Below are 16,751 nucleotides of genomic sequence, written 5' to 3' on the forward strand. Positions count from 1 at the left end.
CAGATCATGTTGACCGCGGAGAAGAAGAGCATGTGGCGCGGCCAGTACAGGATGGTCGCCGACGGCCGCGAGGTCGCCGTGTGGGACCCGTCGTGGTGGCGCACCGGCGGAGACTTCGAGGTCGACGGCCGCGCCTTCGCCGTGCGCTCGAACGCGTGGGGCAGCCGCTTCCGCATGCTCGACCAGGCCGGCGGCGAGGTAGCCCACGTCGAGCGGGCCGGCCGCAAGAACTGGTCGGTGCACGCGGGCGGCCGCGTCTACGAGTTCCGCCGCACCTCACTCTGGGGCAACCAGCAGGAGCTGCTCTCCGCCGGCATCAAGGTGGGCTCGCTGCGCCGCACCAGCGCGTGGTCCGGCGAGGTCGAGGCCGACCTGCCCGGCATGCCGCTGCCCGTCCAGATCTTCGTGGTGGGTGTGCAGATCGCGCTGTGGCAGGCGTCGCAGGCCGCGGCCGGCGGCTGATCACCGCCGGCGATAGTCCTGCGGGCTGACCCCGTACCGCCGCTTGAACGCGTTGCTCAGCGAGAACGCGCTGCCGTACCCCACCTGGCGGGCCACCGCCTCGAGCGTCGCGTCGCCCTGGCGCAACAGGTCGGCCGCGAGGGTGAGACGCCAGCCCGACAGGTAGGCCATCGGCGGCTCGCCCACCAGCTCCCCGAAACGCCGCGCGAACGAGGCCCGGGAGACGCCCGCCGTGCTCGCCAGGGCGGAGACGGTCCAGCCGTACGCCGGATCGCCGTGCACGTGGCGCAGCGCCGGCCCCACCACCGGGTCGGCCTGCGCCTGATGCCACCCCGGCCGGCCGGGCGAGGGCGTCGCCAGCCACGACCGCAGCACCGACACCAGCACCAGGTCGAGCAGCCGGTCGAGCACCAGCTCCTGGGCCGGCTCGGTGCTGTCCATCTCGCGCACGAGCAGGTCGATCAGCGCGCGGTCGCTCGGCTCCACCGGCCGCACCAGCACGCTCGGCAGCGCGTCGAGCAGCCGCCGGCTGACCTCGCTGTGCATCTGGTAGGTGCCGCTCACCATCACGGTCGCGCCGTCCGGCCGCGCACCCCACGTCCGCACGCCCTGCCCCGTCATGCGCAGCTCCGTGCCGTCCGCTGCTTCGCAGCGTTGCCCCGGATGGATGACCACCTGCGGTTTCCGGCCTGGCTGATCACCTAGTTCGTACGGGGATGAGCCGCTCACCACCGCGACATCCCCGGGCCCGATCCGCGAGCCGGCCTCGCCCGCGCGCATGATCCACGCGTCGCCCCGCGCCATCGTGATGACCGACAGCGGCGACTCGTCCTGGATCCGCATCCCCCACGGCGGGTCGAGCACCGACCGCAGCAGGAACGCTCCGCGCGCCCGGGGCCCGTCCAGCAGTCCGCTCAGCGCGTCCATGCCCGACACCGTACCGGCCGCCCCGGTCACGGCTGTCCGGTGCCGGACAGGCGCGCAGGCCGAGCAGGACCGGGACGCGCACGCCGGCGGCACTTGCCCGCTCCCGGCGATCAGGCCGGGTCCCACACTCCGGTGGCCGCGCACCGGGCCGCGTATTCGGCGAAGCCCCGCGCCGGCCGCCCGAGCGCCTCCCGTACCCCGTCGGCCGTGCGCACGTTCCGCCCGTCGAGGATGTGCCGGAACATGTCGCCGAGCTCCACCGGCAGGCCCGCTTCCCGCAGAACGTCCCGATACCGCTCATGGGTGATCGGCGTGTACCTGACGGTCCGCCCGGTGGCCCGGCTCAGCTCCGCCGCCACGTCGCCGAAGGTCAGCGCGCGGGGCCCCGTCAGCTCGTACCGCCGGCCCTGATGTCTTTGATCTGTCAGCGCCGCCGCCACCACGTCGGCGATGTCCTCGGCGTCCACGAACGGTTCCGGCACGTCCCCCGCGGGCAGCGTGATGTCGCCGCCGCGCACGGCGTCCACGAGGAAGTCCTCGCTGAAGTTCTGCATGAACCAGGCGCAGGTCACGATCGTCCACCCGGTGCCCGCGTCCTGAACCCTGCGCTCGGCCTCCTGCGCCAGCTCCTCGCCCCGCCCGGAGAGCAGCACCAGCTGGCCGGCCCCGCTCTTGGCGGCGAGCTCGGCGAACGCCCCCACCTTGTCCGCGGCCCCCGGCAACCCCAGATCGGGATAAAAGGTGATGTACGCGGCCCGCACCCCGTCGAGCGCCGGCCCCCACGTCGACTCGTCGTGCCAGTCGAACGGCGTGGCACTGCTCCGCGACCCGACCCGCACCTCCACGCCGAGCCGCTCCAGGCGCTCGGCCACCCGCCGTCCCGTCTTGCCCGTCCCACCGATCAGAAGCGTCGTGTTCGTCATGCACTCCAGTACAGCGGCGCGCGGCGAGACGCAGAATGCCCAGAACTCGCAACGACATAAGCGAAACGCTCGCCGCCGCTACTTCCGCAGGGTGGCGATCGCCGAGTTGCCGAGGTCCGCGAGCAGGGCGGCCGGGTCGTCGTAGACGGCCACGGCGCCGGCCTCGGTCAGTTCGCCGCCCGAGGTGCCGCCGCAGGCGACGCCGATGCACGGGATGTCCAGCTTGGCGGCGGCCCGCACGTCCCAGACCGAGTCGCCGACGAAGACGGCGGCTCGCGGATCGATGCCGGCCTGGTCGATCGCGGCCTGGAGGATGTCGGGCGCGGGCTTGCTCTGCTCGGCGTCGGCGGAGGACGTGGCCGCCGCGATCACGTCGTCCGCGTCGAGCACCCGGCGCAGCTGTCGCAGCTCCGGCGCCTTGGCCGACGAGGCCAGCACGACCGCGAGGCCGCGCCCGGCGACCGCGCGCAGCAGCTCGGCCGCCTTCGGCAGCGGGCGCAGCCGCTCCCACCAGGCGCCGTAGAGGACGTCGTGTGCGTTCGAGGCCTGCTCGTCGCCGTCCCGGTCGCGGTCGGTCCCGAGCAGGTGATCGAGCAGCTTGTCGGAGCCCATCCCGATGGCCCGGTGGATCCGCGCCATCGGGACGTCCTCGCCGAGCTGGCGCAGCACCTCCCACCAGGCGACCGTGTGCAGGTAGGTGGTGTCGACCAGGGTGCCGTCGACGTCGAAGAGAACACCGGATCTCATGGCTGCCGGGTACCCATGATCTTCGCCGCGAACACTCCGCCGCCGTGCCGCCTGTGATCTGCGCCGGGTCGGCGGGCATCGGGCGGGCGCTGATGGCAGGCTCGGGCGATGGAACATCAGAGATGGCCGCGGCTGCGGGTGACCGACTGGGCCGACACGCGCGACACACTCCAGCTGTGGACGCAGATCGTCGGCAAGGTCCGGATGGCGCACGCACCGGCGGTCAACCACTGGTGGCACGTGACGCTCTACCCGAGCGCGCGCGGCCTCACGACGTCGGCCATCCCGCACGGGGACGGATCGTTCGAGATCGAGTTCGACTTCCTCGACCAGGTCCTCCGCGTCGCCACGAGCGACGGCCGCTCCCGCACGGTCGCCCTGGAGCCCAAGACCGTCGCGCGGTTCTACCAGGAGACCATGCTCGCCCTGGCCGAGCTCGGCATCGAGACGGTGATCCATCCCGTGCCCAACGAGGTCGACCCGGCCATCCCCTTCGCCGAGGACGAGCAACACAAGTCGTACGACGGGGAGGCCGCGCGCCTGTTCTGGCGCCAACTGCTCCAGGCCGAGCGCGTGATGAGCCGTTTCCGCTGGGAGTTCCTCGGCAAGACCAGCCCGGTCCACTTCTTCTGGGGTGCGATGGACCTGGCGCACACCCGCTTCTCCGGCCGCGGCGCCCCGCAACATCCCGGCGGCGCCCCGAACTGCCCGCCGTCGGTCATGCACGAGGCCTATTCGCACGAGCTCGCCAGCTTCGGGTTCTGGCCCGGTGGCGGCGAGGAGGGCGCTTTCTACGCGTACGCCTATCCGGAGCCCGACGGCTACAGCTCCTATCCGGTACGCCCGGAGGCGGCCCACTACGACCACGACATCCGGGAGTTCCTGCTCCCGTACGAGGCGGTGGCCTCCGCCCCCGATCCGGACGCGGCCCTGACCGAGTTCCTCCGATCCACGTACGAGGCCGCGGCCGCCCTCGCCAAGTGGGATCGCGCCGCGCTCGAGCGCTAGCGTGCGGGTATGACATCGGGGGAGGGCCTGGGCTCTCGCGTCAGGGACGGCCTCGGCTCTCGCTTTGGGGGCGGCCGTCGGTCGGGCGGGTCGCTGGAGGCCGCGGTCCTCGCCGAGCTGTGGCGGCGCGGCGAGCCGGCCACGGTGGCCGAGGTGCGGACCGCGGTGGGTGGTGACCTCGCTTACAACACCGTGCAGACCATCCTGATCCGGCTGCACGCCAAGGGCGCCCTGCTGCGCCGCCGGGCCGGCCGCGGGCACGTCTACTGGCCCGCGCGCGACGAGGCGACCACGGCGGCCGCCCAGATGAACGCCGTGCTGGCCGGCCGCCCCGACCGGCAGGCCGTCCTGCGGCAGTTCGCCGCCTCGCTCGACCAGGGCGACGCCGAGCTGCTGCGCGCCCTGCTCGACGACCCGGCCGCGAACTCCTACAGCGTGTAGGTTTGCGCGATGGGCCCGTCCTTCCTCGATCCCGAACGGCTGATCTCGGCGTTCGGCCTGATCGGGCTCCTCGCGATCATCTTCGCCGAGTCCGGCCTGCTCGTCGGCTTCTTCCTGCCCGGCGACTCGCTGCTGTTCACGGCCGGGCTGCTGGTGGCCGGCGGGACGTACCTGCACCAACCGCTCTGGCTCGTCTGCCTGCTCGCCTCGGCCGCCGCCGTCGCGGGCGACCAGTTCGGCTACGCCTTCGGCCGCCGCTTCGGCCCGGCACTGTTCCGCCGCCCCGACTCCCGCCTGTTCAAGCAGCAGAACCTCACCCGCGCCCGAGCCTTCTTCGCCCGGCACGGCCCCCGCTCGGTGGTGCTCGCCCGCTTCGTCCCCATCGTCCGCACGTTGACCCCGATCGTCGCCGGCGCCGGCCACATGCACTACCGGACCTTCCTCACCTTCAACCTGATCGGCGGCACCGGCTGGGCCTGCGGCGTCACGATCCTCGGCTACTTCCTGGGCCAGGTCGCCTTCGTGCGCTCGAACATCGAGCTCATCCTCATCGCCATCGTCCTGGTCTCCCTGATCCCGGTCGGGATCGAGCTCCTGCGGGCCCGCCGCCGAACGGCCACCCGCGAGTAGCGCTTCTCCTTCGCTCGGTTTTCGGTCCCCCGCGCTGTCATGGGACACGAGGGCGGGCGCTCGGTGTGTGCCCCCAACCCCGGGCGTCCGCCCGTTCCAGCCCGCCGGCGAGAGGAGCGAAGCCATGAGCATCGAAGGTCTGGGCCCGGTGCCCCGCGGTCCGCGGTTCCTGTCTCCGGGGGTTGCTTCCGCTCCGGGCCCTTCGTCTGCCAGCACTTCGGCTTCGGCCGCTTTCCGGCGGTCCGCGTTCGCGTCGGCCGATTCGCCGCTGACGGCTCTTCCTCGGGCCGCTTCGGCGCCGGCCGCATACGCGCCGGCCGCATACGCGTCGGCCGCTTTGCCGTCGGGTGCTGCGACGCAGTCGGTGCCGGCGAAGGGGTCCGTGAAGATGGCGGCCGGACTCCTGGCGGTGGGCCTGGCTTTGGCCGTGGGCGCGGGCGGGGTGGCCGGCTACGTGGCCGGCCGTGACACCGGCTCGGTGGCGGCGGCTCCGGTGGCCGGGGTGCCGGGCGACCTGGTCGGCGCGGCGGCCCGGGTGCTCCCCGGGGTGGTGTCGGTGCGGGCGGGCAACGGATCCGGGTCCGGCTTCGTCTTCGACGACCGCGGGCACATTGTCACCAACCACCACGTCGTCGCGGCCGGTGGCACGGTCGCCGTGGTCGGCGCGGACGGGCGCAGCCTCACCGCCACGGTCGTCGGATCGGATCGGGCCAACGACATAGCCGTCCTGCGCGTGGACGCGTCGGCCGATCTGCCGCCGCTGGCGCTGGCCGGTCCCCGTACCGCCAGGGTTGGTGAATCGGTCCTGGCGGTCGGCTCGCCCTTGGGGCTGTCCGGCACGGTGACGGCCGGCATCATCAGCGCCCTCGACCGCCCGGTGCGCCTCGGCGACGGCGCGCGCCGAACCGCCGTCCAGACGGACGCGTCCATCAACCCCGGCAATTCGGGCGGCCCCTTGGTGAACGCCCGCGGCGAGGTGATCGGCGTCAACACGGCCATCGCCACCCTCGAAGGCGGCGGCAACATCGGCATCGGTTTCGCCGTCCCGATCGAGCGCGCCCGCCAGGTCGCCACCGACCTGATCGGACGTGGATAGGCATCGGCCGCCTGCCATGTAAGGCCGCCGGCTCACTCACTGCCGCCTTCGACGTCCGTCGCGGGACGGGCCGAGGCCGCCGGCTTCGGTGGCGGTCTCCTGCGCCGACCGTGCGACGCGGGTGTCCGTCACCAATAGGCGCTTGTCGTCCTCTGTTCGGCGCCCCGGCTGAGGGCGAGGATCGCGTAACCGAAGGCGACACAGCACGCCTGCACGGTCACCACGAAGACGATGTAGACGGCCGTGGCCTGCCAGTTCGACGGCTGGTAGTGAATGCTCGCGAACATGATGGGCTCTCGGAAATCGTGGTGCATGGCGCCGTACCAGATGGCGCCGAAAATGCTGGTGCCCACATCACCGACGGTCATCAAGAACCACAAAAGGCCCCACAGAACGGACCGGAAGGCCTGCTTGAGCACGGGAAGAAAAACGGCGAAGCCGGTGAGAAAAAGCCCCACCACCGAGGCGACAACATAGTCCGGCGCGTCTTCCGCCCCGATCGAGCCGGCGATGGACTGGATCGAGAACCACGCGTCGATCACGCTCAGCACAAAGCCGAACGGCAGGATGGCCCAGGCCACGCGCGAACTCACGACCACCGCCCATAGAACAAAGCGAACACCGCGACAACCGCAAGAAACGACGCCGCGAGCCCCAAAATGATCGGCACCTTCTGCTGCGCGATCATCCGCCCGATCGGCGGGTGGTGCGCGCCCATCGGGTCGCTCGGCTCGCGCTGCCCACCTGGCGGGCCGGGCGGTTCGTTCATGCTCGGTGGGGCGCTGGGCTCGTGTTGCCGAGAGAGGGCCGGTGGGGCGAGCGCCTCGAGCTTGGCGACCAGGGACTCGGCGCGGAGCACGGCATTCTCCAGCCGCGCCACGAGCGACTCCGCGGTGTTCGGATCCGGCACCTCAGGCTCCTTTTCGATCATCTTGAGGTCACTCGCGGAACACCAGGAACAGCCAGACCGCGCAGCCGGACAGAAGCACCATGATGTAGGCGTACTCCGGCGCGCCGAACGTCCGTCTTTCCTGGATGAGGCGCATGTAGCCGACCAGCAGCCCGGCCGCCGTGAACAATCCGAGGAAGTAGCCGACGATGTCGGCCAGGTCTCCCTTGACATCGCTCTCGCCGGACCGCTCACTCGCCAGAAGCGCGAGTCCCCATATGTCCATTGAAGGCACAATGGCACAAGATCCCAAAACGCGGATTGGCCCTAATGGCCTATTCGGGGCCGGTCACCCGTTAACCGAACGGACCACATATTCTCCCTGCTCCGCCACCCCTCGGCCGCGTGCCCCAAACATGAAAGAGAATCAAAGGCGCAGGCGGACACGTCGAATGCGGTCGCGACACTTCGCCGTAACCGCATCCGGCGATCTCGAGTGGTCCCGCCTCCGCGGCGTCGTCAGTCGCCGTCCGAGAAGCGCGCGTACTTGGCACGGAACTTCTCGATGCGCCCAGCCGTGTCGAGCACGCGGCTGCGACCGGTCCAGAAGGGATGGCTGGCGGCCGAGATCTCAACGTCGACGACCGGGTAGGTGTTGCCGTCCTCCCACTCGATCGTCTTGTCGCTGACCGCAGTCGACCGCGTCAAGAACTGATAGCCGGCACCACGGTCGCGGAACACGACATAGCCGTACGAGGGATGAATGTCCTTCTTCACAGGTGATCCTCCAGGGTAGAAGCGGAACGGAGTGTTCCGTTCCGCAGGCGGGTCGCGCCCTGGCAAGGGCGTGAAACGGAGCGTTCGGCTTCCGGGCGGTGCAGGCGCCGATCGGGCACCGGAACGGACTGTTCCGTTCCGTGCGGGCTTGGGGGCGCGGCGGACCGGATCGGAGTGTTCCGTTCCGTGCGGGCTTTGAGGGCGCGGCGGACCGAAGGGGCGGTTCCGTTCCGCAGTGGATTGGCGTCGGGGTGGGGGAACGGAGTGTTCCGTTCCGTGTGGGTTTGGGGGCGCGGCGGATCGGATCGGAGTGTTCCGTTCCGTGCGGGCTTTGGGGGCGCGGCGGACCGGATCGGAGTGTTCCGTTCCGTGCGGGCTTGGGGGGCGCGGACCGAAGGGGCGGTTCTGTTCCGCAGTGGATTGGCGTGGGGTAGGGGAACGGAGTGTTCCGTTCCGCGAGGGCTTGAGGGCCGGCGGATCGGATCGGGCTGTTCTGTTCCGGCGGTGGCTTGGCGGGCGTGGGGGAACGGACTGTTCCGTTCCCGGTGGGGTCAGGTGGCTAGGCGGGCTATCAAGCCGTGGCGGGGGGCGAGCAGGTGGGCCAGGAGGAAGGCGGCGGTCAAGGTGAGGACGATGGTGCCGCCTACGGGGAGGTCCCAGGACCAGGAGAGGTACAAGCCGATGGCGGCGCAGGTGGCGCCGATGGTGGGGGCCAGGGCCATCATGGCGGGCAGGCGGTCGGTCAACAGGCGGGCTGTGGCGGCCGGGGTGACCAGCAAGGCCAGGACGAGGATGTTGCCGATGGTTTGGACGGCCATCACGACGGCCAGGGTGACCAGGACGTAGAGCACCAGGTCCAGCCAGAAGACGCGCAGGCCCAGGGCGCGGGCCATCTCGCGGTCCAGGGTCACGGCCACGAACTCCTTGTGCAGCAGCAGCACTGCCAGCAGGACGGCGATGGTGGCGGCGGCTACCACGTACAGGTCTCGGTCGGGGATTCCGGTTATGGAACCGAACAGGAACTGCTGGAGGGAGCCGGCGTAGCCGGGGGCGCGGGAGATGACGACGATGCCCAGGGCGAAGGCGGCGACGAAGAAGATGCCGATGACGGAGTCCTCTTTGAGGCGGCGGTTCTGGGCGAAGACGGCAACCAGCAGAGCGGTGACGACGCCCGCGACGGTGCCGCCCAGGACGAGGCTGCCGGAGAACAGGAAGGCGACGGCCAGGCCGGGGAAGACCGCGTGGGCGACGGCGTCGCCGATGAAGGCCATGCCGCGCAGGACGACGTAGCAGCCGACCACGCCGCACATGATGGCGGAGAGGGTGGCGATGGTGAGGGCCTTCGGCAGGAAGGCCAGGTCGGGGTTGGCCAGGTCGGCGAGGAACTGCAGGGGAGACACGGTCACGCTCCGAAGCGGCCGGGGGAGAGTGCGGCGGCAGGCACCGTCACGCTCCTACGAAGCTGGACAGGGACTTGAGGACGTGGCTGCCGGGCCCGACATCGAAGGTGCGCATCCAGACTTCGGGGTCGTTCAGCTCGGCTGCGGGAGCGGAGGCGACGACGGTGCGGTTGAGCAGGATCAGGCGGTCGCAGGTGTACGCGGCGGCGGCGAGGTCGTGGGTGGCCATGACGACGGCGCGGTCGCGGGCGATGGTGGTGAACAGGCCGGTCAGGGTTTCCTGGGCGGGCAGGTCGAGGCCGGTGAACGGCTCGTCCAGCAGCAGCACGGGCGGGGCGAGGACGAGGGCGCGGGCGACGAGGACGCGTTGGCGCTGGCCGCCGGAGAGCTCGCCGACCGGTCTTCGGCGCAGGTCGGCGAGATGGACCTGATCGAGGGCGTCCCAGGCGGCCTGCCAATGGCGGGCGCGCGGGCGGCGGAACAGTCCTATGTGGCGCACCAGGCCGCTGAGGACGGCGTCCTCCACCGAGGCGGGGAAATCCCAGGCGAACTCGTGGCGCTGGGGGACGTAGCCGGCGGGGGAGCCGCCGCGGCGCACGGGGCGGCCGTCCACGGCGACCCGGCCATGGCGCAGGGGGACCAAGCCCAGGGCGGCGCGCAGCAGCGTGGTCTTGCCGGCGCCGTTGGGGCCCAGGAGGCCGAGAAACTCGCCGGTGTCCACGCGCAGGGTCGCCTCCCGCAGCGCGGGGCGGCCGCCCAGGTCGACGCTCACGTCCGTCATCTCCAGGGCGGCGGTCATCGCGCGGCCTCCCGGTCGCGTTCGGCGCGGCGGCGGACCGTGCCCTGCCGTACGGCGAGGGCGGCGACGGTCACGGCGAGCAGCACGCCGGCGGTGGCCAGGAGTGGGAGCTGCCACGGACGGCTGGGGGGATCGGACTGTGCCGCGGCCTGCGCGGACATCGAAGGCAGGGGCTGGGTGAACGCGGCCGTGCGGGCCGAGGCGGGGTCGGTGGTGTCGCCGACGGCCAGGCGCAGCACGGTGCTCGCGGTGGCGGTGGAGCCGTCGGCCAGGTCGGCGCTGATGTCGACCGCGAGCAGGTAGCTGCCGGGCTCGCCGAAGACCCAGTTGGCGTGGGTGTGGGTGTTGGTCTCCACCCAGATCGGTTGAGGGTAGGGCTTTTTCGAGCTCCACAGCACCTGGGGCGCGCCCAGGTTGCCGGACTGGAGGAAGACCGAGAACGTGCCGGGGCCCTGCACGCCGCGCAGGGTCATGGTGACGCCGCGGCTGATCGCCTTCAGGACGCCGGGATCCTGCGTGTTCCAGCCGATCCAGACCACGCCCTGGCGCTCGGTCTGCGGCACCACGTGCACCTGCTTGCCGGGTTTCTCGCCGAGGAACGCGTACGCCTCGTCGTCGGGCACCGGCTGGCGCGCGGTGTCGCGTACCCGTAGGACGGTCTCCGCCGGATCGCGCCAGACCGACGGCACCGCGTGGTCGTCGTGGATCTGGATGGTCCAGGTGCCGTCGCGGTGGCGCGGGCCGATGTCGACGTGGCCGGTCTCCAGGACGGCGTTTCCGCGCGCCTGCTGCTGGTCGGCGTCGAGCGTCTGCTCGAGCCCGCCGGAGGGCGCGGGCACCGTCGGTGTGGCGGCGGCCGCGGGAGTGGCGAGGGAGGCGAACGCCAGGACGGCGGCGGCCGCGAGGCGCGGTAGCGAGAAAGGCAAGGGGAGTCCTCGTCAGGTCAGGCAGCGGGCAAGGGAATCGGCGTTGAAGCGCATCATCGCCACGTAATCGGTGACCCGGTCGTCGAAGGCGTCGCCGTAGATGTCGCAGACGCGCACGCCCTCCTGGCGCGCGACCTCGACGAGCGTCGACGATCGGGCGCGCAGGTTCGGTTCCAGGAAGACCGCGCGCACGCGCAGGTTGCGCAGGGTCTCGGTGAGGCGCCGCCGGTCGGCCAGGCTCGGTTCCACGGCGGGGTTCGGGGTGACAAAACCCGCGATCACCATTCCGTACGCCTTCGCGAGGTAAGCAAACGCATCGTGCGTCGTCACCAGGTACCGGCTCGGCGCGGGTATCGCGGTGATGCGTTCGCGCACGTAGTCGTCGAGCGCGGTCAGCTCGCGCAGGTATCGGTCGGTGTTCGCCCGGTAGGTGGCCGTGCCGGCGGGATCGGCAGCGATGAGGCTGTCGCGGATCAGTTCGGCGTACGCCTGGGCGTTGCGCACGTCCTGCCACAGGTGCGGATCGATCTCGCCGTGCACGTGCCGGCCGAGAACCGCCTGCGGCAGTTGGTAGACGCGCGTGCCGGGCCGGCCGAGGAAGCGCAGCCCCGGGCCGGCGGGCACCTCGCGCAGCGCCTTGGCGGGCACCTCGATGACGGTGCGGGCCGGATCGAGCCGTTTGTCGTCGGCGAGCAGGTGGATGTCGCCGCTGTCGAGGTCGGCGGTGATGTCGGTGTGGCCGCCGCGCAGCACTGTCGCGCCCGCCATGCCGGGCACGGTGTGCGGGTCGACGCCGACGGCGAAGGTGAGCGTCCGTTCGCCCATCGGCACGGGCCTGCTGTCGGCGCTGACGGCCAGTTGCGCGCGCAGGGTGAGGCGGTAGGCGCCGGCCTCGCTGAAGGCCCAGCTCATGTGGGTGTGCGCCTCCGGTGGCAGGACGGCGGTGTCGTCGCGGTAGCCGTTCGCCGGGTCGAAGCCGTCGCCGGAGTCCACGAAGACGTCCGGGTTGCCGAACGACTCGGTCAGGTAGGCCGTGAGCCGTCCCGGCCCGTCGGCCGCCGTGGCGGTGAGCCGGACGTCCGAGGTGCGGTCGGCGCCCAGGTGTGCGCCGTCCCCGTGCACCCGCAGGCCGAGCCAGACCGTGTCGAGCGAGACGTCCTCGACCAGCGGGATGATCTCGGCGGCGTACTTGGTGGCGCCCTCGGCGAGCGAGATCTGCTCGACGCCGTCCGGGAGGTTGGCGTCCAGGGCCTTGATGACGTTCTGCGCCTCGAGCAGCAGGTAGTTGCTGAAGGCCAGGTCGGCGTAGACGATGTTGCGGACGTCGCGCAGGGTCGGCTCGTAGGCGTGCGCGTCGGCGCTGTCCGGGACGATCGAGTCGACGAGGACGCGCTCGCCGCCGACGTTGCGGACGAGGTCGGCCAGGATGCCGGTGGTGGTGACGACCTGGACACGGCCGTCGGCGTCGCTGAGGGCGGGCGGGGGCGAGCAACCGGCCACGGCGCCGAGCAGCATCGTCGCGGCGAGCAGGCGTTTCATGAGACTCCGGGTACGGTGGGCGTGGGCCCGCTCCAGTTGCGGTGGAGCGGGCCCGCGCGCTTACGGCAGGACGGTGAAGGTGAACGCCTTCGCGCCGGTGGTGACGGTGGCCCCGGTGCTCGCGAGCCGGCCGGTCACCTCGAAGGTGACGGTGTAGGTGCCGGGCTGGGTGAAGCCCCAGTTGGCGTGGGCGTGCACGTTGCGCGCCACGGTCCGGCTGTCCGGCAGGCCGTCGCCGGAGTCATACAATGTGGACGGTGTTCCCGCCGAGACGGTGTAGACGCTGAACGCGCCCGGGCCCGTGACGGAGGCCAGCTTGACCGTCACGGAGTTGCCCTGGAGCACGCCGCTCGGGATCTCGAGTGTGTTCCACCCGGCCCAGAGCAGCCCGGCGGTGCTCGCCTGCGGCAGCACCCACGCGGTCGAGCCCGCGGCGCCGAGGAACGACCAGGCGCTGCCGCTCGGCACGGTGATCTTCGAGGCGGCGGGCACCTGGAGGACCACGTCGGCGGGGTCGCGCTCGACCTCGCTGCCGCCGGTGCCGTCGTTGACGCTCAGCGAGAGCGCGCCCGCGGCGTAGTCGACGTCGAGGACGTCCACGTGCCCGCTCGTGAGGGTCACCGGGGCAGCCCCGGCCGGAGCGGCGGACAGGCCGAGGACGGCGGCGGCGGTCAGCAGCGCCACTGCGGCCCTCACGGCTGCACCACGATCCGGTAGACGGCCGGCTCCGACGTCACGGTGGCGCCCGTGGCGGCGAGGGTGCCGGTGGCGCGCACCTTGATGAGGTAGGTGCCCGCCTTCTGGAAGCCCCAGCTGGCGTGCTGGTGCGCGCCGGCGGCGAGCGGGAACGCGTCGGGCAGGCCGTCGCCGCTGTTCACCAGGATGTGCGGCGTGCCGACCGCGTCCTCGGTCCAGACGGCCACGCGGCCGGGGCCGGCGACCCCCTCGACCCGCGCGGTGACCGTGTCGCCGGTGAAGACGCCGGCCTCGATCTCCTCGGCGGACAGGCCCGGCCAGAGCAACTCCTCGTTCTGGATCTCGGGAAGCACCCAGACGCGGGCGCCGGGCGCGCCGAGGAAGCCGAACGCGGTGCTGTCCGGGACGGTGGTGCGGGCGGCCCGCTTGACGAGCAGCACGACGTCGTCGACCTCGCGCTCGACGTCCGGTTCGACGGTCTCGTCGTGGACGCCGATCTCGAGGGCGCCGTCCTCGTAGGCCACGTCGACGACGTCCACGTGGCCCGCGCTGAGAACGACGGGGGTGGCGTACGCCTGCGCCGGCACGGCGGTGGTCAGCAGCGCGGTGGCGAGCACGCCGCTGCCGAGCAACAGGCGGAGGGATCTGTGCAAGGTGGTCTCCTTGTGATGGGTCCGGCCGACGTCGACCGGATCGATCCGAAGCTTAATGGTTTTCATTTTCATTAGGAAGGGTCGGGTGTGGACGCAGGGTGTCGCCGGCGGCGGGCGGCGATGACCGCGGCCGTTCCGGCCGCCAGGAGGAGGGCGCCGCCGCCGGCTACGGAGACGACGTTCGCGCCGGTCTTGGCGAGGTTGCCGCCGCTGCCGGCGTCACCTGCCGCGGCGTTGCCGCCGGAGGCCGAGCCATCGCCCGATCCGGTCCCCGAGCCACTGCCCGACCCGGTCCCCGAGCCGCTGCCTGAGCCGTCACCCGAACCATTGCCCGAGCCGTTGCCGCTGCCGTTGCCGTTGCCGCTGCCGTTGCCGTTGCCGTTGCCGTTGCCGTTGCCGCTGCCGTTGCCGTTGCCGCTGCCGTTGCCGCTGCCGGGGTCGGGGTCGGTGGTGTCGCCGACGGCGATGGTCAGCGTCCGGGTGTCGGAGACCGTCTTGCCGGCGGTCGTGGTGGCGGTCATGTCCACGGTCAGCCGGTAGCGGCCGGCCTCGGTGAACGCCCAGTTGCCGTGTGCGTGCGTGTTCGGGGCGATCGCCAGCTGCTGCGGCAGGCTCTTGGCCGAGTCGAAGACGACCTCGGGCGTGCCGAACGAGCCGGTGAGGAAGAGCTTGAACTCGCCGGGCCCGTCGACTCCGCGCAGCCGCCAGGTGACGTTGCCGCGGGTGCCCTGCACGACGGACTCGTGCTGGGTGTTCCAGCCCGGCCACACGATGCCCGCCTGCTGCGACTGCGGCAACAGGTAGACCTGCTCGCCCGCCTTGCCCAGGAACGCGTATCCGGCGCCGGACGGGACCGCGATCCGCGCCTTGTCGGTGACCTTCAGGACGACATCGGCGAGCTCGCGCCAGGTCGGGGGAGTGGTCGAGTCGTCCTTCAGCCTGATCCGCAGCGCGCCGGCGTTGAGCTGGGGCCCCATGTCGACGTGCCCGTCCGAGATGACCCTCCGAGAGGCCGCGGCGGCGGTGGAGCCCTGCGCCCTCATCGGGGCCGCAGCCGCACCGGCCGCCCGCTCGGACGTCACGGGGCCTTGGGCGGTGGGCGCCTTGGCTGCCGAAGGAGGGGTGGGGGCAGGAGCGGTGGGTGGCGGAGCGGACGCGGGCACAGCGATGGAATAGGTCGCGTCGTCCTGCGACACCCCCGACTCGGTTCGGGCCTTGGCGCGCAGGGTCACCCGGTATTCGCCGGGAGCGCCGAACGCCCACACCACACCGCCGAGGCGCCGTCCCGCCGGAAGCTGGACGCTCCGGCGGCCGTCGCTGTCGAGCAGCAGTTGGGGCCGCCCCCAAGCCGACAACGTATAGGCCGCGAACGCGCCCGGTCCCTCCACGGAGGCCAGGTCGAGCGTCACTGTGCCGTCGCTCACCCTCCCCGGAGCAACCCCGGTCGTGTCGAAGGCCGGAAGCCGAGACCCGTCGTCCCGCAGCGCCCACACCGAGGTGCCGGGCTTGCCGAGAAACGCGAACGCCGAGTCGCCCGGCACCGCACCGACCGGCCCCGCCTGCGCGGTGAACCGCAGCGATGCGGGATCCGCCGCTGTGTCTTGCGAGCGGAATCCCAGCCGCAGCCCGCCCTGGCCCAGCGACAGGGCCAGAAGGTCGGCACCGCCGTCCACAGTGGGCTGGTGCGGATCGGCGAGGGCGGGGGCGGCCGGCAGGAAGGCCACAAGTGATGCCGTGGCCGTCACCACGGTGGTCCGGAGGCCCTTCATGAGCTCCCTTCCTTGTCCAGGACGTGATCGGAGCCGCGCCGATCCGGCGCGGCGGCCTGGTCGCGGCCTCGCTGTTCGGCCTCGGCGATGGCGGCTGCCAGGCGGATGCGGCGGCGGCGCCGGTTCAGGAGCCGGCCGGCCACCAGGGCCGCGGCGAGGGCGAGCAGCGCCAGCTGGGGCCACGGCACCAGCCAGACCGTGCGGCGTGCGGCGCCGGTCGAGGGGGAGGCCGCCAGCGTGACCTGCGAGCGGAACAGCGGCGGCACCGAGTCGAGCCGCACGGACGTGCGTACCGACCCGCCCGGCAGGATCTCGGCGACCGGCGCGCCTGCCGCGGTCGTCGCGCCGATACCGAACGGGCCGGCCGCCCGGGCCGACGGCCGCGCGCTCAGGCGTACGTTCCCCGTGTTGGCGATGGTGAATGTGGCGGTGAGCCGCGGTAGCGCGAGCGGATTCCACGGCGTCGAGGTCGTCAGGTGTACGTCTGTGATGCTCAGGGCCGGGCGCACCGGCCCCGTCACGCGCAGATAGACGCGCGTGCCGACCCGATGGTCCACAGTGAATGATTCGCCGGTGCCCGAGGTGAGCGAGGCGACCACCCCGGCCGCGTGGTCGCCCGGAGTGGCGTTGGCGGGCACGGTGAGGGTGAGCGGCACGATGACGCGGGACGACTTCGGCAGCGTGACCGTGGTGCGGCCCAGCCGGATCCAGCTGCCCGCGCCCGTCGGCTTCGTGGTGCCGGCCAGCAGGTCGAAGCCGCCGCCCGCGGTGGTGAAGGCGTCGCTCGCGTACAGCCGGAGAGTCAGAGGCCGCGCCGAGTGGTTGGTGACCGCGACGTGGTCGGTGAGGGTGGCGCCGGGGTCGAGTTTGTAGTCGAGGGCCGGGCGGCCGTTCGGGCCCTGGGGACCCGACGGCGACACCGACCAGGTGAGCGGGTCGTTGCCGGGTGCGGCGTTCGCGGGCGCGGGAACCAGCAGCAGGGCCAGGACGGCGGCGGCGATGCGGGTGTGCATGAGAGGGTCTTCCGTCCGCAGGTCGCGGGGCGGCCAGGGGCACAGCGGCCGCCCCG

20 protein-coding genes are annotated in these 16,751 nt (G+C 72.0%); 5 read left to right on the plus strand and 15 right to left on the minus strand.

Annotated features, from left to right (window positions below; genetic code table 11):
• Nucleotides 1-6 precede the first annotated feature (6 nt).
• Nucleotides 7-462 carry a hypothetical protein gene (locus tag Ade02nite_RS14900; RefSeq protein ID WP_203762440.1) on the plus strand — a complete coding sequence of 152 codons (456 nt, stop codon included), beginning with the start codon at nucleotides 7-9 and terminating at the stop codon, nucleotides 460-462.
• On the opposite strand, the gene Ade02nite_RS14905 is transcribed toward Ade02nite_RS14900, so the two are convergent.
• The 3 genes from Ade02nite_RS14905 to Ade02nite_RS14915 all read right to left on the minus strand — a co-directional run bounded on the left by Ade02nite_RS14905 (nucleotide 463) and on the right by Ade02nite_RS14915 (nucleotide 3,059).
• Nucleotides 463-1,389 carry an AraC family transcriptional regulator gene (locus tag Ade02nite_RS14905; RefSeq protein ID WP_203762443.1) on the minus strand — a complete coding sequence of 309 codons (927 nt, stop codon included), beginning with the start codon at nucleotides 1,387-1,389 and terminating at the stop codon, nucleotides 463-465.
• A 110-nt stretch (nucleotides 1,390-1,499) separates the two neighbouring features.
• On the minus strand, nucleotides 1,500-2,312 hold the full coding sequence (locus Ade02nite_RS14910; protein WP_203762446.1) for an NmrA family NAD(P)-binding protein: 813 nt from the start codon (nucleotides 2,310-2,312) through the stop codon (nucleotides 1,500-1,502).
• Nucleotides 2,313-2,390: 78 nt separating this feature from the next.
• Nucleotides 2,391-3,059 carry an HAD family hydrolase gene (locus Ade02nite_RS14915; protein WP_203762448.1) on the minus strand — a complete coding sequence of 223 codons (669 nt, stop codon included), beginning with the start codon at nucleotides 3,057-3,059 and terminating at the stop codon, nucleotides 2,391-2,393.
• Nucleotides 3,060-3,167: 108 nt separating this feature from the next.
• Here Ade02nite_RS14915 and Ade02nite_RS14920 point away from each other — a divergent pair, with 108 nt between their 5' ends.
• From Ade02nite_RS14920 to Ade02nite_RS14935, 4 genes are all read left to right on the plus strand, one after another.
• Entirely contained in the window at nucleotides 3,168-4,067 is a 900-nt protein-coding gene (locus Ade02nite_RS14920) for a DUF5996 family protein (protein ID WP_203762450.1), read from the plus strand.
• A 9-nt stretch (nucleotides 4,068-4,076) separates the two neighbouring features.
• Nucleotides 4,077-4,508 (plus strand): BlaI/MecI/CopY family transcriptional regulator, encoded by a 432-nt coding sequence (locus Ade02nite_RS14925; protein WP_203762452.1) that lies wholly within the window; start codon nucleotides 4,077-4,079, stop codon nucleotides 4,506-4,508.
• A gap of 9 nt (nucleotides 4,509-4,517) precedes the next feature.
• Nucleotides 4,518-5,138, plus strand: coding sequence for a DedA family protein (locus tag Ade02nite_RS14930; RefSeq protein ID WP_203762454.1), 621 nt, complete (start codon nucleotides 4,518-4,520; stop codon nucleotides 5,136-5,138).
• Nucleotides 5,139-5,526: 388 nt separating this feature from the next.
• On the plus strand, nucleotides 5,527-6,234 hold the full coding sequence (locus tag Ade02nite_RS14935) for a S1C family serine protease (RefSeq protein WP_203762456.1): 708 nt from the start codon (nucleotides 5,527-5,529) through the stop codon (nucleotides 6,232-6,234).
• A 128-nt stretch (nucleotides 6,235-6,362) separates the two neighbouring features.
• On the opposite strand, the gene Ade02nite_RS14940 is transcribed toward Ade02nite_RS14935, so the two are convergent.
• The 12 genes from Ade02nite_RS14940 to Ade02nite_RS14995 form a co-directional block, all read right to left on the minus strand.
• The gene (locus Ade02nite_RS14940; protein WP_203762458.1) at nucleotides 6,363-6,815 is read right to left on the minus strand and encodes a hypothetical protein; all 453 of its coding nucleotides are present in this window, start codon (nucleotides 6,813-6,815) and stop codon (nucleotides 6,363-6,365) included.
• A gap of 8 nt (nucleotides 6,816-6,823) precedes the next feature.
• A complete protein-coding gene (locus Ade02nite_RS14945) occupies nucleotides 6,824-7,165 on the minus strand; it encodes a hypothetical protein (RefSeq protein WP_203762461.1) in 342 nt (113 codons plus the stop codon).
• 7 nt (nucleotides 7,166-7,172) lie between these two features.
• Complete coding sequence (locus tag Ade02nite_RS14950) at nucleotides 7,173-7,409, minus strand: hypothetical protein (protein ID WP_203762464.1); 237 nt, start codon at nucleotides 7,407-7,409, stop codon at nucleotides 7,173-7,175.
• A gap of 233 nt (nucleotides 7,410-7,642) precedes the next feature.
• A complete protein-coding gene (locus tag Ade02nite_RS14955; RefSeq protein ID WP_203762480.1) occupies nucleotides 7,643-7,900 on the minus strand; it encodes a type B 50S ribosomal protein L31 in 258 nt (85 codons plus the stop codon).
• 551 nt (nucleotides 7,901-8,451) lie between these two features.
• Nucleotides 8,452-9,300, minus strand: a complete 849-nt coding sequence (locus Ade02nite_RS14960) for an anchored repeat-type ABC transporter permease subunit (protein WP_203762587.1) — start codon at nucleotides 9,298-9,300, stop codon at nucleotides 8,452-8,454.
• A gap of 46 nt (nucleotides 9,301-9,346) precedes the next feature.
• Complete coding sequence (locus tag Ade02nite_RS14965; RefSeq protein ID WP_239168762.1) at nucleotides 9,347-10,099, minus strand: anchored repeat-type ABC transporter ATP-binding subunit; 753 nt, start codon at nucleotides 10,097-10,099, stop codon at nucleotides 9,347-9,349.
• Complete coding sequence (locus tag Ade02nite_RS14970) at nucleotides 10,096-11,025, minus strand: choice-of-anchor M domain-containing protein (protein ID WP_239168763.1); 930 nt, start codon at nucleotides 11,023-11,025, stop codon at nucleotides 10,096-10,098. Before Ade02nite_RS14970 ends, Ade02nite_RS14965 begins: the two co-directional genes overlap by 4 nt.
• A 12-nt stretch (nucleotides 11,026-11,037) precedes the next feature.
• A complete protein-coding gene (locus Ade02nite_RS14975; RefSeq protein WP_203762483.1) occupies nucleotides 11,038-12,564 on the minus strand; it encodes an anchored repeat ABC transporter, substrate-binding protein in 1,527 nt (508 codons plus the stop codon).
• 60 nt (nucleotides 12,565-12,624) lie between these two features.
• Nucleotides 12,625-13,260, minus strand: a complete 636-nt coding sequence (locus Ade02nite_RS14980; protein WP_203762486.1) for a choice-of-anchor M domain-containing protein — start codon at nucleotides 13,258-13,260, stop codon at nucleotides 12,625-12,627.
• Entirely contained in the window at nucleotides 13,257-13,913 is a 657-nt protein-coding gene (locus Ade02nite_RS14985; protein WP_203762489.1) for a choice-of-anchor M domain-containing protein, read from the minus strand. The genes Ade02nite_RS14980 and Ade02nite_RS14985 overlap by 4 nt, the downstream gene beginning before the upstream one ends.
• 71 nt (nucleotides 13,914-13,984) lie before the next feature.
• The gene (locus Ade02nite_RS14990) at nucleotides 13,985-15,682 is read right to left on the minus strand and encodes a TIGR03773 family transporter-associated surface protein (RefSeq protein ID WP_203762492.1); all 1,698 of its coding nucleotides are present in this window, start codon (nucleotides 15,680-15,682) and stop codon (nucleotides 13,985-13,987) included.
• Entirely contained in the window at nucleotides 15,679-16,695 is a 1,017-nt protein-coding gene (locus Ade02nite_RS14995; protein ID WP_203762495.1) for a WxL protein peptidoglycan domain-containing protein, read from the minus strand. Before Ade02nite_RS14995 ends, Ade02nite_RS14990 begins: the two co-directional genes overlap by 4 nt.
• Between the last annotated feature and the right edge of the window lie 56 nt (nucleotides 16,696-16,751).

Origin of the sequence: Paractinoplanes deccanensis, from assembly GCF_016862115.1 — a bacterium.
In the GTDB taxonomy this organism is placed as follows: Bacteria; Actinomycetota; Actinomycetes; order Mycobacteriales; family Micromonosporaceae; genus Actinoplanes; species Actinoplanes deccanensis.

Coding starts and splice junctions, on each gene's coding strand:
- Ade02nite_RS14920 (WP_203762450.1), top strand. CDS start 3,168: ATGGAACATCAGAGATGGCCGCGGCTGCGGGTGACCGACTGGGCCGAC.
- Ade02nite_RS14945 (WP_203762461.1), bottom strand. CDS start 7,165: ATGATCGAAAAGGAGCCTGAGGTGCCGGATCCGAACACCGCGGAGTCG.
- Ade02nite_RS14925 (WP_203762452.1), top strand. CDS start 4,077: ATGACATCGGGGGAGGGCCTGGGCTCTCGCGTCAGGGACGGCCTCGGC.
- Ade02nite_RS14995 (WP_203762495.1), bottom strand. CDS start 16,695: ATGCACACCCGCATCGCCGCCGCCGTCCTGGCCCTGCTGCTGGTTCCC.
- Ade02nite_RS14975 (WP_203762483.1), bottom strand. CDS start 12,564: ATGAAACGCCTGCTCGCCGCGACGATGCTGCTCGGCGCCGTGGCCGGT.
- Ade02nite_RS14915 (WP_203762448.1), bottom strand. CDS start 3,059: ATGAGATCCGGTGTTCTCTTCGACGTCGACGGCACCCTGGTCGACACC.
- Ade02nite_RS14910 (WP_203762446.1), bottom strand. CDS start 2,312: ATGACGAACACGACGCTTCTGATCGGTGGGACGGGCAAGACGGGACGG.
- Ade02nite_RS14905 (WP_203762443.1), bottom strand. CDS start 1,389: ATGGACGCGCTGAGCGGACTGCTGGACGGGCCCCGGGCGCGCGGAGCG.
- Ade02nite_RS14935 (WP_203762456.1), top strand. CDS start 5,527: ATGGCGGCCGGACTCCTGGCGGTGGGCCTGGCTTTGGCCGTGGGCGCG.
- Ade02nite_RS14930 (WP_203762454.1), top strand. CDS start 4,518: ATGGGCCCGTCCTTCCTCGATCCCGAACGGCTGATCTCGGCGTTCGGC.
- Ade02nite_RS14900 (WP_203762440.1), top strand. CDS start 7: ATGTTGACCGCGGAGAAGAAGAGCATGTGGCGCGGCCAGTACAGGATG.
- Ade02nite_RS14990 (WP_203762492.1), bottom strand. CDS start 15,682: ATGAAGGGCCTCCGGACCACCGTGGTGACGGCCACGGCATCACTTGTG.
- Ade02nite_RS14950 (WP_203762464.1), bottom strand. CDS start 7,409: ATGGACATATGGGGACTCGCGCTTCTGGCGAGTGAGCGGTCCGGCGAG.
- Ade02nite_RS14965 (WP_239168762.1), bottom strand. CDS start 10,099: ATGACCGCCGCCCTGGAGATGACGGACGTGAGCGTCGACCTGGGCGGC.